Annotated in this window: 14 protein-coding genes and 1 tRNA gene; 13 read left to right on the top strand and 2 right to left on the bottom strand. The window is 41.6% G+C overall.

Translation table 11 applies throughout. The annotated features are described in order from the left end of the window. Nucleotides 1–44 precede the first annotated feature (44 nt). The 8 genes from rsmD to M1F63_RS08350 all read left to right on the top strand — a co-directional run bounded on the left by rsmD (nt 45) and on the right by M1F63_RS08350 (nt 6,185). A complete protein-coding gene (rsmD, locus tag M1F63_RS08385) occupies nt 45–584 on the top strand; it encodes a 16S rRNA (guanine(966)-N(2))-methyltransferase RsmD (RefSeq protein WP_000706945.1) in 540 nt (179 codons plus the stop codon). Beyond that, entirely contained in the window at nt 574–1,062 is a 489-nt protein-coding gene (gene coaD / locus M1F63_RS08380) for a pantetheine-phosphate adenylyltransferase (protein WP_247941193.1), read from the top strand. Before rsmD ends, coaD begins: the two co-directional genes overlap by 11 nt. Beyond that, nucleotides 1,046–2,083 (top strand): SepM family pheromone-processing serine protease, encoded by a 1,038-nt coding sequence (locus M1F63_RS08375; RefSeq protein ID WP_247941192.1) that lies wholly within the window; start codon nt 1,046–1,048, stop codon nt 2,081–2,083. The genes coaD and M1F63_RS08375 overlap by 17 nt, the downstream gene beginning before the upstream one ends. 55 nt (nt 2,084–2,138) lie before the next feature. Then, a complete protein-coding gene (locus M1F63_RS08370; protein ID WP_002892633.1) occupies nt 2,139–2,369 on the top strand; it encodes a DUF1146 family protein in 231 nt (76 codons plus the stop codon). A gap of 23 nt (nt 2,370–2,392) precedes the next feature. Then, nucleotides 2,393–3,676, top strand: a complete 1,284-nt coding sequence (gene murA, locus M1F63_RS08365; protein ID WP_247941191.1) for a UDP-N-acetylglucosamine 1-carboxyvinyltransferase — start codon at nt 2,393–2,395, stop codon at nt 3,674–3,676. Beyond that, on the top strand, nt 3,663–3,857 hold the full coding sequence (locus tag M1F63_RS08360; RefSeq protein ID WP_139689505.1) for a DNA-directed RNA polymerase subunit beta: 195 nt from the start codon (nt 3,663–3,665) through the stop codon (nt 3,855–3,857). Before murA ends, M1F63_RS08360 begins: the two co-directional genes overlap by 14 nt. Nucleotides 3,858–3,897: 40 nt before the next feature. Beyond that, nucleotides 3,898–4,722, top strand: coding sequence for a DNA/RNA non-specific endonuclease (locus M1F63_RS08355; RefSeq protein WP_247941190.1), 825 nt, complete (start codon nt 3,898–3,900; stop codon nt 4,720–4,722). Nucleotides 4,723–4,853: 131 nt separating this feature from the next. Continuing rightward, nucleotides 4,854–6,185: a hemolysin family protein gene (locus M1F63_RS08350; RefSeq protein WP_247941189.1), complete on the top strand. Its 1,332-nt coding sequence runs from the start codon at nt 4,854–4,856 to the stop codon at nt 6,183–6,185. A gap of 133 nt (nt 6,186–6,318) precedes the next feature. Here the strand turns inward: M1F63_RS08350 and M1F63_RS08345 are convergent. After that, nucleotides 6,319–6,389: transfer RNA gene (locus tag M1F63_RS08345), tRNA-Cys, on the bottom strand. Nucleotides 6,390–6,687: 298 nt separating this feature from the next. Between M1F63_RS08345 and M1F63_RS08340 the strand changes: the two genes are divergently transcribed. The 5 genes from M1F63_RS08340 to M1F63_RS08320 all read left to right on the top strand — a co-directional run bounded on the left by M1F63_RS08340 (nt 6,688) and on the right by M1F63_RS08320 (nt 13,172). Next, on the top strand, nt 6,688–8,667 hold the full coding sequence (locus M1F63_RS08340) for a peptide ABC transporter substrate-binding protein (RefSeq protein WP_000749711.1): 1,980 nt from the start codon (nt 6,688–6,690) through the stop codon (nt 8,665–8,667). Nucleotides 8,668–8,733: 66 nt separating this feature from the next. Further along, nucleotides 8,734–10,230, top strand: coding sequence for an ABC transporter permease (locus tag M1F63_RS08335; RefSeq protein WP_000759891.1), 1,497 nt, complete (start codon nt 8,734–8,736; stop codon nt 10,228–10,230). Next, complete coding sequence (oppC, locus tag M1F63_RS08330) at nt 10,230–11,156, top strand: oligopeptide ABC transporter permease OppC (RefSeq protein ID WP_000103695.1); 927 nt, start codon at nt 10,230–10,232, stop codon at nt 11,154–11,156. The genes M1F63_RS08335 and oppC overlap by 1 nt, the downstream gene beginning before the upstream one ends. An 8-nt stretch (nt 11,157–11,164) precedes the next feature. After that, entirely contained in the window at nt 11,165–12,232 is a 1,068-nt protein-coding gene (locus M1F63_RS08325; RefSeq protein ID WP_247941188.1) for an ABC transporter ATP-binding protein, read from the top strand. 10 nt (nt 12,233–12,242) lie between these two features. Next, nucleotides 12,243–13,172 carry an ATP-binding cassette domain-containing protein gene (locus tag M1F63_RS08320; RefSeq protein ID WP_001291311.1) on the top strand — a complete coding sequence of 310 codons (930 nt, stop codon included), beginning with the start codon at nt 12,243–12,245 and terminating at the stop codon, nt 13,170–13,172. Nucleotides 13,173–13,261: 89 nt separating this feature from the next. Here the strand turns inward: M1F63_RS08320 and M1F63_RS08315 are convergent, their stop codons facing one another. Beyond that, nucleotides 13,262–14,701 (bottom strand): TrkH family potassium uptake protein, encoded by a 1,440-nt coding sequence (locus tag M1F63_RS08315; RefSeq protein ID WP_125457286.1) that lies wholly within the window; start codon nt 14,699–14,701, stop codon nt 13,262–13,264. Between the last annotated feature and the right edge of the window lie 3 nt (nt 14,702–14,704).

Raw genomic sequence — 14,704 nt, 5'->3', positions numbered from 1 at the left:
GGTTTTCTTTCTCTTTTTGCCTATAATTTGGTATAATAAACGGTATGAAAATCGTATCAGGAATCTACGGAGGGCGTCCCCTCAAGACGCTAGAAGGCAAGACGACGAGGCCGACATCAGATAAGGTGCGTGGAGCTATCTTTAACATGATAGGTCCCTATTTTGAGGGTGGTCGTGTCTTGGATCTCTATGCTGGCAGTGGTGGTTTATCCATTGAGGCAGTCTCACGTGGGATGTCCCATGCTGTCTTAGTGGAACGGGATCGAAAGGCGCAAGCTATCATCGCTGAAAACATCCAAATGACCAAGGAAGTTTCCAAATTTCAGCTATTAAAGATGGAGGCTGAACGGGCCTTGGAGCAAGTGAATGGTCCCTTTGACCTGGTCTTTTTAGACCCTCCCTATGCCAAGGAACAAATCGTTGCAGATATCGAAAAAATGGCAGAAAGAAACCTTTTCTCCGAAGAGATCATGGTTGTCTGTGAAACCGATAAGTCTGTAGAACTCCCAGAAGAAATCGCTTGCTTAGGTATCTGGAAAGAAAAAATATATGGGATTAGTAAGGTGACAGTTTATGTCAGATAAAATTGGATTATTTACAGGTTCATTTGATCCGATGACAAATGGACATCTGGATATCATTGAACGTGCCAGCAAACTCTTTGATAAGCTCTATGTCGGGGTTTTCTACAATCCCCACAAACAAGGTTTTCTCCCCGTTGAAAACCGCAAACGAGCAGTTGAAAAAGCCGTAGCACATTTAGAAAATGTAGAAGTCATGTCTTCTCACGACCAATTAGTTGTTGATGTTGCAAGAAGACTGGGAGCTAAAACTCTTGTCCGTGGCTTGCGGAATGCTACAGACTTGCAATACGAGGCTAGTTTTGACTACTACAATCATCAACTGGATCCAGAGATTGAGACGGTCTACCTACATAGTCGCCCAGAGCATCTCTATATCAGCTCGTCAGCCATGAGAGAGTTCCTGAAGTTTGGTCAGGAGATTCAGCAATATGTCCCAAACAGTGTTGTGGAGGAATTAGAACATGAAGAAAAAAACTAGATGGCCCTTATATGCCATCCTAGCACTAGTATTGACTTTTTTGGCCTTTGTAGTACCTTTGCCCTACTACATAGAAGTTCCAGGTGGAGCGGAAGATATTCGTCGTGTTTTGAAAGTCAATGAAACAGAAGACACAGAAGCAGGAGCTTACCAGTTTGTAACAGTCGGCATTCGACACGCAACCCTGTCGCATCTTGTCTATGCTTGGTTAACACCTTTCACAGATATTAGAAGTGCCAAGGAGACTACGGGTGGCTCTACTGATGCAGAGTTTATGCGGATCAATCAGTTCTACATGCAAACTTCTCAAAATATGGCCAAGTATCAAGGACTGAAGACAGCTGGTAAGGATATCGAACTCAAGTACTTGGGAGTTTATGTCTTAACTGTGACGGATAATTCAACTTTTAAGGGCATTCTGAATATTGCAGATACCGTGACGGCTGTTAATGACAAAACATTTGATAGTTCCAAGGACTTGGTCGACTATGTCAACTCTCAACAATTAGGGGACACGGTCAAGGTAACCTATGAAGAAGACGGAAAAGTCAAGTCTGCAGAAGGTAAAATTATCACTCTCGAAAACGGGAAAAATGGGATTGGGATTGGCTTGATTGACCGTACGGAAGTGACCAGTGATGTTCCGATTCGCTTTTCAACAGCTGGTATCGGGGGGCCAAGCGCCGGTCTCATGTTTAGCCTAGCTATTTACACCCAGATAGCAGACCCAGGTCTTCGTAATGGCCGCGTCGTTGCGGGAACGGGAACTATTGATCGCGATGGAAATGTTGGCGACATCGGTGGAATTGACAAAAAAGTAGTTGCAGCCTCTCGTCAGGGAGCCAACATCTTTTTTGCTCCTGACAATCCAGTCACCGAGGAAGCAAAAAAAGCAGATCCCAATGCGAAAAGCAACTATGAAACAGCCCTAGAAGCCGCTAAAACGATCAAAACAGAGATGAAAATCGTTCCGGTTAAGACCTTGCAGGATGCGATTGATTACCTTAAAAACAATCCCTAATTTGTAAAAAAATTGAAAACTAGCGCGCAAGCGGATAAGATGGTATAATAGTCAAATGGTTCAATTATTATTCACTCTAAGTAGTCATATACTCTTTATTTATTTGAGTTTTTACCTTTTGAAGGATCTTGTAAGATGGGAAAAGGTTTTAAAAGTGACCGCTACTAACACAAAAAAAGTTCGTTTGTTGGTAGGCTTCTTTAGTATTGTGATGGGCTACATCTTGAGTTCATTCTTTATCAGTTTGTACCAACTGTGGCAAGAAGCACTTAGGGGACTATTATAAAATCAAAAGTAAAGGAAACAACTATGGAAAAAATTGTGGTTCAAGGCGGAGATAATCGTCTGGTCGGAAGTGTGACAATCGAGGGAGCAAAGAATGCCGTCTTGCCCTTGTTGGCAGCGACTATTCTAGCAAGCAAGGGTAAGACAGTCTTGCAGAACGTCCCAATCTTGTCAGATGTGTTCACCATGAATCAAGTAGTTCGTGGTCTGAATGCCAAGGTTGACTTTGATGAGGAAGCTCATCTTGTCGAAGTCGATGCGACTGGCGACATCACAGAGGAGGCTCCTTATAAGTATGTCAGCAAGATGCGTGCATCGATTGTTGTTTTGGGACCAATCCTTGCTCGTGTAGGACATGCCAAGGTATCCATGCCAGGTGGTTGCACCATTGGGAGTCGTCCGATTGATCTCCACCTCAAAGGTTTGGAAGCTATGGGGGCAAAGATTACCCAGACAGCTGGTTACATCGAAGCCAAGGCAGAACGCTTGCATGGCGCTCATATCTATATGGACTTCCCTAGTGTCGGCGCGACACAAAACCTGATGATGGCAGCGACGTTAGCTGACGGTGTGACTGTCATTGAGAATGCTGCGCGTGAGCCGGAAATTGTTGACTTGGCTATTCTTCTTAATGAAATGGGAGCCAAGGTCAAGGGAGCTGGTACCGAAACAATCACAGTGACTGGTGTTGAGGAACTCCATGGAACAACTCATAATGTAGTACAGGACCGTATTGAAGCTGGAACCTTTATGGTGGCGGCAGCCATGACTGGCGGTGATGTCCTGATTCGAGATGCAGTCTGGGAGCATAATCGCCCCTTGATTGCCAAACTCCTTGAAATGGGAGTTGAGGTAACAGAGGAGTCCGAAGGCATTCGTGTCCGTTCTCAACTGGAAAATCTTAAAGCTGTTCATGTAAAAACCTTGCCACATCCAGGATTTCCGACAGATATGCAGGCTCAATTTACAGCCTTAATGACTGTTGCAAAAGGGGAATCCACTATGGTGGAAACTGTATTTGAGAATCGATTCCAACATCTGGAGGAAATGCGTCGGATGGGCTTGCATTCGGAGATTATCCGTGATACAGCCCGTATCGTAGGAGGACAAGTCTTGCAGGGAGCAGAAGTTCTATCAACAGACCTTCGTGCCAGTGCGGCCTTGATTCTGACAGGTCTGGTAGCGCAAGGGGAGACAGTTGTCGGTAAATTAGTCCACCTTGATAGAGGTTACTACCGCTTCCATGAGAAATTGGCTCAGCTAGGAGCGAAGATTCAGCGGATTGAGGCAAATGATGAAGAAGAATAAAAACATACGTTATGTACTCCGTCGCTTACTGTTGATTTTTATCGTACTCTTGCTGGGATTCCTTGCTTTAGGAATTGGCTTGATGGTAGGCTATGGAATCCTAGGAAAGGGACAGGATCCATGGGCTATCTTGTCTCCAGCAAAGTGGCAGGAATTGATTAGCAAATTTACAGGAAATTAGACTGGGAGACCAGTCTTTTTCTAAAGAAATAAGGAGAGATATGGACAAGAAAACAAGACAGGCTCTGATAGGGCTACTTATATTCTTACTCTTGGCTGCTGGAAGCTATTATATCAAGCAGATGCAGTCGGTACCAAATAGCCCTAGAACTAAAGTTAGCCAGAAAAGACAGGCTTCAGAAGCTCCTAGTCAGGAGTTGGCAGAGAGTGTCTTAACCGAGTTGATCAAGAACCAAATAAAAGGTAGTCTAGAATGGAATGAGGCAGGTGCCTTTGTCGTCAATGGGAATAAAACCAATCTAGATGCCAAGGTTTCTAGCAAACCTTACGCGGATAATAAAACAAAACCAGTCGGGAAAGAGACAGTCCCAACTGTTGCCAATGCTCTATTATCCAAAGCGACTCGACAGTATAAAAATCGTGAAGAAACAGGCAACGGCTCAACCCCTTGGACTCCGCCGGGATGGCATCAGGTTAAAAATCTAAAGGGAACCTATACGCACGCAGTAGATAGGGGGCATTTGTTGGGTTATGCCTTGATAGGTGGATTAGATGGCTTTGATGCTTCTACTAGCAATCCCAAGAACATTGCAGTTCAGACAGCTTGGGCGAACCAAGCGCAGGCTGAAGATTCGACAGGGCAGAACTACTATGAGAGTTTGGTTAGGAAAGCCTTGGACCAGAATAAGAGAGTCCGTTATCGGGTAACTCTCCACTATGCTACGAATGAGGATTTGGTTCCATCTGCTTCACAAATTGAAGCCAAGTCTTCGGATGGCGAATTGGAATTCAACGTTCTGATTCCAAATGTTCAAAAGGGTATCCAACTTGATTACCGAACAGGTCAGGTCACGGTGACAAACTAGAAAAAAGGAATAAAAATTGCTCCCTTGTCCGTCATTGATAAGGGAGTGATTGTATAAATTAGAAAATAATGTGATTCCTAAGCCAATTTATGATATAATGGAACACAAGATACTATTTTAGGAGAAGGACTATGGAAGACCCGAGCAGTCAGAATTTGTTGCTACAGTTTGTATTGTTATTTATCTTGACCCTGTTAAATGCTTTTTTCTCAGCCACTGAAATGGCGATGGTGTCACTAAACCGTTCCCGAGTGGAGCAAAAGGCAGAAGAGGGAGACAAACGTTACATTCGTTTGTTAAAGGTACTTGAAAATCCTAACCACTTTTTATCAACAATTCAAGTTGGTATCACGTTAATTACCATCTTGTCAGGGGCTAGTTTAGCAGAAACTCTAGGACGCGAAATCGCATCTTGGATAGGAAATAGTGAAACAGCTTACGCTATTGCAAGTTTTTTATCTTTAGCGTTTTTGACCTATATTTCTATTGTCTTTGGGGAACTCTATCCTAAACGGATTGCCCTTAATCTGAAAGATACCTTGGCTATCCGAACAGCACCAGTCATTATTGGCTTGGGGAAAATTGTCAGCCCCTTTGTTTGGCTTCTGTCGGCTTCAACTAATCTATTGAGCCGTGTGACGCCAATGACCTTTGATGATGCTGATGAAAAGATGACACGTGATGAAATAGAGTACATGCTCACCAATAGTGAAGAAACACTGGATGCAGATGAGATTGAAATGCTACAGGGAATCTTTTCTCTAGATGAACTAATGGCTCGTGAGCTAATGGTGCCTCGTACAGATGCCTTTATGGTAGATATTCAGGATGACAGTCAAACAATTATCCAAAGTATTCTAAAGCAAAATTTCTCACGTATCCCTGTTTACGATGGGGATAAGGACAATGTGATTGGTTTGATTCATACCAAGCGTTTGCTAAACGCCGCCTATGCAGATGGCTTTGAAAATATTGTCTGGAAACGAATCCTCCAAACACCACTATTTGTGCCTGAGACCATCTTTGTGGACGACCTCCTTAAAGAGCTTCGAAATACCCAAAATCAAATGGCAATCTTACTAGACGAATACGGTGGTATGGCTGGTTTGGTAACTCTAGAAGATCTTCTAGAAGAGATTGTCGGTGAGATTGATGACGAGACAGATAGGGCAGAAATCGAAGTTCATCAAATCGGTGAGGACACCTATATTGCACAGGGAACCATGAATCTTAACGACTTCAATGACCACTTTGGTGTCGAACTAGAAAGTGATGATGTGGATACCATCGCCGGTTATTATTTGACGGGTGTTGGTACGATTCCAACAACTGAAAAAATCAGTTATGAACTGGTCAGTCAAAACAAACAAATCGTCCTGACCAATGATAAGGTGAAAAATGGACGTGTTACCAAGGTAAAAGTTCAAATCACAGAACTAGAACCTGAAGAAGAAACAGAATAAAGCAGTGACTTGAGTCACTGCTTTTTGTAAACCTATATGGTAGATACAGTTATCCCTATCTATTTGGAATAACAAAAAAGCCCGATTTTACGGGCTTTTCATTTGGTTGATTCCTGTTAATTCAGGTATTGAAAGGCGGTAGACGGATTTGAACCGACGATCAAGCTTTTGCAGAGCCGTGCCTTACCACTTGGCTATACCGCCTCAACGTTTATTATTATACCTTGAAAATCATTTCCCGTCAATAGTTTCTTATTCTAAAATCCAATTTAGGAAAACAGATGATGATTGAAGAAGTGAGAAAAAGCTTGTAAAAATCCCTTTCTAAAGAAGATCAGACTAGAAAGTATTTCTTGAAGAAACAAACAAAGAATGCAGAAATTTTGACAAATAGAAGTTTTTTGAGGAAATGCGCCAAAATATTCTGAAAATTCGTTTACTTTTTAAAAAATATATGTTATAATTTCCAATAAGCCTAAATTTTTCAAGAGGAGTTAAAAACATGAAAAAAAGTAGAGTATTTGTTGCAGCAGGTGTTGCTTTATTAGCAGCAGGAGTACTAGCTGCTTGTGGTTCTTCAAAATCATCTGATTCAACAGCGCCAAAAAATTATGGCTATGTTTATACAGCTGACCCAGAAACGTTGGATTACCTCATTTCAGGGAAACAAAGTACTAAGGTTGCCACTTCAAATGGTATCGACGGTCTTTTCACAAACGACAAGTATGGGAATTTAGTTCCTGCAGTTGCAGAAGACTGGTCAGTTTCAAAAGATGGTTTGACTTATACCTACAAGATTCGTAAAGGTGTCAAATGGATGACATCTGATGGCGAAGAGTATGCTGAAGTAACAGCCAAAGACTTTGTAAATGGTTTGAAACACGCAGCTGACAATAAATCAGCAGCTAAGTATCTAGCAGAAGATTCAGTTAAAGGTCTAGCTGACTATATAGCTGGAAACAATAAAGATTTTGCTTCAGTCGGTGTAAAAGCAGTTGATGATTACACCCTTGAATACACTTTGAACAAACCAGAACCATACTGGAACTCTAAGCTAGCCTACTCAATCTTCTGGCCATTGAACGAAGAATTTGAAAAATCAAAAGGATCTGATTTTGGTAAAGCGACTGACCCTACATCATTGCTTTACAATGGACCATTCTTGCTGAGAGGTTTGACTGCTAAGTCATCTATCGAATTTGTGAAGAATGAAAACTATTGGGACAAAGACAATGTTCATCTTGATAAAGTAACACTTGCTTACTATGATGGTTCAGATCAAGAATCAATTGAACGTAACTTTACAAGTGGGGCTTATAGCTATGCCCGTCTCTTCCCAACAAGTTCAAACTACTCTAAGGTAGAAGAAACATACAAAGACAATATCTACTACACTCCATCAGGTCCAGGTATTGGTGGTTTGGGTGTAAATATTGACCGTCAAGGTTACAAATACACTTCTAAGACAACTGATGAAGAGAAGACTTCTACTAAGAAAGCCCTTCTTAACAAGGACTTCCGTCAGGCTTTGAACTTTGCCTTTGACCGTACTTCTTACTCAGCACAAATTAATGGTAAGGAAGGTGCTCCTCTTGCAGTTCGTAACCTCTTTGTGAAACCAGACTTTGTCTCTGCAGGCGAAAAAACTTTCGGTGACTTGGTAACTGAAAAGATGGCGGCTTACGGTGATGAATGGAAGAATGTAAACTTTGCGGATGGTCAAGATGGACTTTTCAACGCCGATAAAGCCAAAGCCGAATTTGCCAAAGCTAAAACAGCATTGGAAGCAGAAGGTGTGAAATTCCCTATCCACTTGGATATCCCAGTAGACCAAACATCTAAAAACTATATCGCACGTATTCAATCCTTCAAACAATCCGTTGAGACAGTACTTGGAGAAGAAAACGTAGTCATCGATATCCAACAAATCACTACAGATGAACTACAGAATATTACATACTACGCAGCTAGCGCAGCGGCAGAAGATTGGGATCTCTCAGGTGCTGTTGGATGGAACCCTGACTATGAAGATCCATCAACTTACCTTGATATCTTGAAAACAACGAATGCTGAACAAACAAAAACCTATATGGGTTACGAAGGTGCAGATAATGCTGCAGCGGCTCAAGTTGGTTTGAAAGAATACGATAAGTTAGTTGATGAAGCAGGAAAAGAAACAAGTGACTTGAATGTTCGTTATGAAAAATATGCGGCTGCCCAAGCTTGGTTGACAGATAGCTCACTCTTCTTGCCAGCTATGTCATCAAGTGGTGCTGCACCAATCATTTCTCGTGTTGTGCCTTTCTCTGCATCATACAGTCAATCTGGAGATAAGGGCTCAGACGTATACTTTAAGTATATTCAGTTACAAGACAAGGTTGTAACAAAAGCTGATTATGAACAAGCTCGTGAAAAATGGCTCAAAGAGAAAAAAGAATCAAACGAAAAAGTTCAAAAAGAATTGGCTAATCACGTTAAATAAATAACTCTCAAGAGAACTTTCTCTCCATGAGGAGAAGGTTCTTTTGGGATTTTAAAAGGAAACGATATGAAGAAATATATTTTTATGCGTGTATTGCGTTCATTGTTGTCTATTTTCTTGGTGACAACCTTGACATACACAATTATTTATACGATGGTTCCTCGAAAATTGATTTTCAAGCAGGATACCAACTATAACAAGATTGCAACGACGCCGGACAAGCGGGATAATTATGAAAATACCGTTTATGAACGGATGGGCTATATCGAGTACTACGATACCAAAGAGTTGCAAGAAAGAGCGAGCACGATGGACTCATCTGTAACAGTGGATGCCAATGATACCAATAAGGCAATCTACGAAAAATACATCAACCAACTAGGAAATGGTTGGACACTTGGTGTGTTCTCAGAAAGTGGTCAATTCTATGCTACGCGTGAAATTCCGATTTTTGAACGTGTTTTCAAATTCTATGCGAACTTGATTGATATTGATCATCCAAACAAAATTCAAGACCCTGAAAATCCAAACTTGCAACGTTATCTTCGTTTTGAAAATGACCCTGCTATCGGTTGGTCATTGGTTGGTTCAGGTACAAAACACAAATACCTTTTGTATTTCAACAATCAATTCCCATTTGTACACCAAAACTTTGTGAACATTAACTTGGGAGATTCTTACCCAACTTATGCAAACACACCAGTGCTTCAAGTTATCACACAAGGTCAGGGACAAACTAAGACATCAGAAGTTCAATTCCCTACAGGTAAAAAGACTTCATCTGTAGATATTTACTCTCGTACTTACAAATCTCCAAGTCAAGCAGATGCGCGTGAAGTAGCCAACTATGGTAAAGACGATCCATATACAGCTACAGAAAGCAATTATCAATATCCTTCAATGATCGCAAGCTCAGCGGTTGCTGGTTTGATTGGTTTGATTATTTCGTATGCGATTGCGATTCCACTTGGATCTGCTATGGCTCGCCACAAGAATACTTGGATTGATAGCTTCTCGACAGGTGCTCTAACCTTCTTGCTTGCACTTCCAACGATTGCCTTGGTTTACATCGTCCGCTTGATTGGATCATCTATTGGTCTTCCAGATTCATTCCCTATTTTGGGAGCTGGAGATTGGCGTTCTTATGTCTTGCCAGCAGTCATTCTAGGTTTGTTGGGTGCGCCAAGTACAGCTATCTGGATTCGTCGTTACATGATCGACTTGCAATCTCAGGACTTTGTACGTTTTGCGCGTGCCAAAGGTTTGTCTGAAAAAGAAATTTCAAATAAACACATCTTTAAAAACGCCATGGTTCCTTTGGTTTCAGGTATTCCTGGTGCCGTAATCGGGGTTATCGGTGGTGCAACATTGACAGAAACAGTCTTTGCTTTCCCAGGTATGGGTAAAATGTTGATTGACTCTGTTAAGGCATCAAATAACTCAATGGTAGTTGGTCTTGTCTTCATCTTCACATGTATTTCTATCTTCTCACTCTTTGTAGGAGATATCTGGATGACCATGCTTGACCCACGTATTAAATTGACAGAGAAAGGAGGCAAATAATGTCAACAATCGATAAAGAAAAATTTCAGTTCGTAAAACGTGACGATTTTGCCTCTGAAACAATTGACGCCCCTGCCTATTCATACTGGGGTTCTGTATTTAGACAATTTCTAAAGAAAAAATCAACAGTCATTATGTTGGGGATTTTGGTTGCCATTATCTTGATGAGTTTTATTTACCCAATGTTCTCAAACTTTGACTTCAACGATGTAAGTAAGGTCAATGACTTCTCTGCTCGTTTTATCAAGCCCAATGCTGAACATTGGTTTGGTACAGATAGCAATGGTAAATCCTTGTTTGACGGGGTTTGGTTTGGTGCGCGTAACTCTATCCTCATCTCTGTAATTGCAACTTTTATCAACCTTGTAATTGGGGTTATTGTTGGTGGAATTTGGGGAATTTCAAAATCCGTTGACCGTGTCATGATGGAAGTTTATAACATTATTTCAAACATTCCATCTCTCTTGATTGTCATTGTCTTGACTTACTCAATCGGTGCTGGTTTCTGGAATTTGATTTTTGCCATGAGTGTGACAACTTGGATTGGGATTGCTTATATGATTCGTATCCAAATCATGCGTTACCGTGATTTGGAATACAACCTTGCTTCTCAAACACTTGGAACACCAACCTTTAAAATCATTGTTAAAAATATCATGCCACAATTGGTATCCGTTATTGTTTCTACGATGACCTTGATGTTGCCAAGCTTCATCTCTTATGAAGCCTTCCTTTCCTTCTTTGGATTGGGATTGCCTGTAACAGTGCCAAGTTTGGGACGTTTGATCTCAGATTACTCACAAAACGTTACGACCAACGCTTACTTATTCTGGATTCCGTTGACAACCTTGATCTTGGTGTCCCTATCTCTCTTCGTTGTTGGTCAAAACCTAGCGGATGCTAGTGATCCACGTACACATAGATAGGAGTAGACATGACAAAAGAAAATAATGTAATTTTGACTGCTCGTGATATTGTCGTGGAATTTGACGTTCGTGACAAAGTTCTGACAGCTATCCGAGGAGTTTCTCTAGACCTGATTGAAGGGGAAGTTCTTGCCTTGGTAGGTGAGTCAGGTTCTGGTAAATCTGTTTTAACAAAAACCTTTACAGGTATGTTAGAAGATAATGGACGTATTGCCCAAGGAAGTATCGACTATCGTGGACAAGACTTGACAGCCTTGACTTCTAACAAGGATTGGGAGAAGATTCGTGGTGCTAAAATTGCGACCATCTTCCAAGATCCTATGACAAGTTTGGACCCAATCAATACAATCGGTAGCCAAATCACTGAAGTTATCGTTAAACACCAAGGGAAAACAGCTAAGGAAGCCAAAGAGATGGCAATCGACTATATGAATAAGGTCGGAATTCCAGACGCTGAAAAACGTTTTGATGAGTATCCTTTCCAATATTCTGGAGGGATGCGTCAACGTATCGTTATCGCGATTGCCCTTGCCTGTCGTCCAGATATCTTGATCTGTGACGAGCCAACAACGGCCCTTGACGTTACCATTCAAGCGCAAATCATTGATTTGCTTAAAACCTTGCAAAATGAGTACCACTTTACCATTATCTTTATCACCCATGACCTTGGTGTGGTAGCAAGTATTGCCGATAAGGTAGCGGTTATGTATGCTGGTGAAATTGTAGAATATGGAACTGTTGAGGAAGTTTTCTACGACCCACGTCATCCATATACTTGGAGTCTCTTGTCTAGCTTGCCTCAGCTTGCTGATGATAAAGGGGAATTGTACTCTATCCCAGGAACACCACCGTCTCTTTATACTGAGTTGAAAGGTGATGCCTTTGCCCTTCGTTCAGATTATGCGATGCAAATTGACTTTGAACAGAAAGCACCTCAGTTTTCAGTCACGGATACCCACTGGGCTAAGACTTGGTTGCTTCATGAGAATGCTCCTAAAGTTGAAAAACCTGGGGTCATTGCAGATTTGCATGACAAGATTCGTGATAAAATGGGCTTTGCTCATCTAGAAGACTAGGAGGAAGGAAATGTCTGAAAAATTAGTAGAAATTAAAGATTTAGAAATTTCCTTCGGTGAAGGAAGTAAGAAGTTTGTCGCAGTTAAAAACGCTAACTTCTTTATCAACAAGGGAGAAACCTTCTCTCTTGTTGGTGAGTCTGGTAGTGGGAAAACAACCATTGGTCGTGCCATTATTGGTCTAAATAATACTAGTAAAGGTGAAATCATCTTTGATGGTCATAAAATTAATGGGAAAAAATCTCATAAGGAATCATCAGACTTGATCCGTCGTATCCAGATGATTTTCCAGGACCCTGCAGCCAGCTTGAATGAGCGTGCAACAGTTGACTATATCATCTCTGAAGGTCTTTACAACTATCACTTGTTTAAAGATGAAGAAGATCGAAAAGAAAAAGTTCAAAAGATGATTCATGAAGTTGGACTTTTGAAAGAACACTTGACCCGTTATCCACATGAGTTTTCTGGTGGTCAACGTCAACGTATCGGGATTGCCCGTGCCCTTGTGATGGAACCTGATTTCGTTATTGCGGATGAGCCAATTTCAGCCTTGGACGTATCAGTGCGTGCGCAAGTCTTGAACTTGCTCAAGAAGTTCCAAAAAGAGTTGGGCTTGACCTATCTCTTTATCGCGCATGACTTGTCAGTTGTTCGCTTTATCTCAGATCGTATCGCGGTTATCTATAAGGGAGTTATCGTCGAAGTGGCGGAGACAGAGGAGTTGTTTAACAATCCTGTCCACCCATACACTCAAGCGCTTCTATCTGCTGTACCGATTCCAGATCCAATCTTGGAACGCAAGAAGGTCTTGAAAGTTTACGATCCTGACCAACATGACTATGAGACAGACAAGCCATCTATGGTAGAGATTCGTCCAGGTCACTATGTTTGGGCTAACCAAGCAGAAGTTGCTCGATACAAAGAAGCTCTTAAAAAATAAACAGACTAGGAGAGGACCGAAAGGTCTTCTCATTTTTTATAGAAAAATTTCCCCTTCTACTAGCTTGTAAAAGGGGAATTGTATTATCATTAGCGTTTAGACCAGGTACGTCTCATAAAGAGTAGCAAAATTGGGTAAATCTCTAAGCGACCTGCAATCATTGCAAAGGAGAGGAGGATTTTAGAGATGGGGCTAAAGATGGCAAAACTCGAGGTCGTACCTAGAATAGGTCCGATATTGTTAAAACAGCTGAAGACAGCACTGGTTACGACTAGAAAATCATTGCTATCAAGACTGACGATAAAGATGAGAGAGAGAATAATCATCATATAGATAGCAAAATATTTAAGAATCTTGTGCTGGGTATCCTTATCAATCACAGTTTTATTGACGTGTAGAGTCAAAACACGGTGAGGGGATAAAGTGGACAAAATCTGATTTTTTGCGATTTTAGAGAGGATAAGTCCTCTGATTACCTTAAGACCACCTGCAGTTGAGCCAGCTGATCCACCGATTCCCATGAGGAAGAGGAGGATAAATTGGGAGAAGAGGGGCCAGTTGGTAATATCTCCGTAACCAAAACCTGTTGTCGTGATGATATTGGAAACCTGGAAGAAGGCCATTTCAACACTCTTAGAGACACCTTGATAGAGGTGGAGCGTATTAAGCGTAATCAAGCCGGTAGAAACTAGAACAATGATGATATATGCTCGTAGTTCTTCATCTCCAAAGAAAGCCTTAACCCGACGGAGCATGAGGTAGTAGTAGAGATTGAAGTTAACCCCAAAAACCAACACTCCGATACTAACTAGATAGGTGATGAGTGAGCTACCATAGTGGGCAATTCCGTCGTTATAGACGGTAAAGCCCCCAGTTCCTGCCGTTCCCATAGCGATGACAAAACTATCATAGAGAGGCATGCCTGCTAGGTAGTAGATAACCACAAAAAGGGAGAAGAGAGCCAGATAAAGCAGATAGAGAATCTGGGCAGTGTTTTTTAGCTTGGATACGACCTTGCCAAAGACGGGTCCAGGGACCTCAGCCTTCATCACCTCCAAGTGACTATTCTTTGCATTATCCATAATGGCAAGTGCAAAGACGAGTACCCCCATCCCTCCGATCAAGTGGGTGAAACTTCGCCAGAAGAGGAGGGAACGAGTGAGAACGGAAACATCGTTCAGAATAGTTGCTCCTGTAGTCGTAAATCCAGAACTGATTTCAAAGAAGGCATCGATGACGCTTGGGATTTGTCCTGAAAAGACAAAGGGGAGTCCACCAAAGAAAGACCATAGAATCCAACAGAGGGCAACAATTAAGACCCCTTCCTTGGCATAAATCCGTTGATTTTTCGGTTTCCGTAAAACGCCTAGACCACCGAGAAGGACTAAAATTCCAATCGTAGAAAAGAGAGCGATAAATACTTGACTGGATTCTTGGTAATAGATCGCTACACTAACAGGAACTAGGAGGAGAACAGCCTCAATCAAGAGAAGTTTTGAGAGGAGGTAACGAATCATACTTTTATTCATTTT

This window comes from Streptococcus oralis, from assembly GCF_023109155.1.
In the GTDB taxonomy this organism is placed as follows: domain Bacteria; phylum Bacillota; class Bacilli; order Lactobacillales; family Streptococcaceae; genus Streptococcus; species Streptococcus oralis_BZ.
Note: the sequence above shows the minus strand (reverse complement) of the source record. Positions and strands in the feature narration are given on the sequence as shown.

Excerpts from the sequence above, each read along its gene's own strand:
- rsmD (WP_000706945.1), top strand. The coding sequence starts at position 45 with ATGAAAATCGTATCAGGAATCTACGGAGGGCGTCCCCTCAAGACGCTA.
- coaD (WP_247941193.1), top strand. The coding sequence starts at position 574 with ATGTCAGATAAAATTGGATTATTTACAGGTTCATTTGATCCGATGACA.
- M1F63_RS08375 (WP_247941192.1), top strand. The coding sequence starts at position 1,046 with ATGAAGAAAAAAACTAGATGGCCCTTATATGCCATCCTAGCACTAGTA.
- M1F63_RS08370 (WP_002892633.1), top strand. The coding sequence starts at position 2,139 with ATGGTTCAATTATTATTCACTCTAAGTAGTCATATACTCTTTATTTAT.
- murA (WP_247941191.1), top strand. The coding sequence starts at position 2,393 with ATGGAAAAAATTGTGGTTCAAGGCGGAGATAATCGTCTGGTCGGAAGT.
- M1F63_RS08360 (WP_139689505.1), top strand. The coding sequence starts at position 3,663 with ATGAAGAAGAATAAAAACATACGTTATGTACTCCGTCGCTTACTGTTG.
- M1F63_RS08355 (WP_247941190.1), top strand. The coding sequence starts at position 3,898 with ATGGACAAGAAAACAAGACAGGCTCTGATAGGGCTACTTATATTCTTA.
- M1F63_RS08350 (WP_247941189.1), top strand. The coding sequence starts at position 4,854 with ATGGAAGACCCGAGCAGTCAGAATTTGTTGCTACAGTTTGTATTGTTA.
- M1F63_RS08340 (WP_000749711.1), top strand. The coding sequence starts at position 6,688 with ATGAAAAAAAGTAGAGTATTTGTTGCAGCAGGTGTTGCTTTATTAGCA.
- M1F63_RS08335 (WP_000759891.1), top strand. The coding sequence starts at position 8,734 with ATGAAGAAATATATTTTTATGCGTGTATTGCGTTCATTGTTGTCTATT.
- oppC (WP_000103695.1), top strand. The coding sequence starts at position 10,230 with ATGTCAACAATCGATAAAGAAAAATTTCAGTTCGTAAAACGTGACGAT.
- M1F63_RS08325 (WP_247941188.1), top strand. The coding sequence starts at position 11,165 with ATGACAAAAGAAAATAATGTAATTTTGACTGCTCGTGATATTGTCGTG.
- M1F63_RS08320 (WP_001291311.1), top strand. The coding sequence starts at position 12,243 with ATGTCTGAAAAATTAGTAGAAATTAAAGATTTAGAAATTTCCTTCGGT.
- M1F63_RS08315 (WP_125457286.1), bottom strand. The coding sequence starts at position 14,701 with ATGAATAAAAGTATGATTCGTTACCTCCTCTCAAAACTTCTCTTGATT.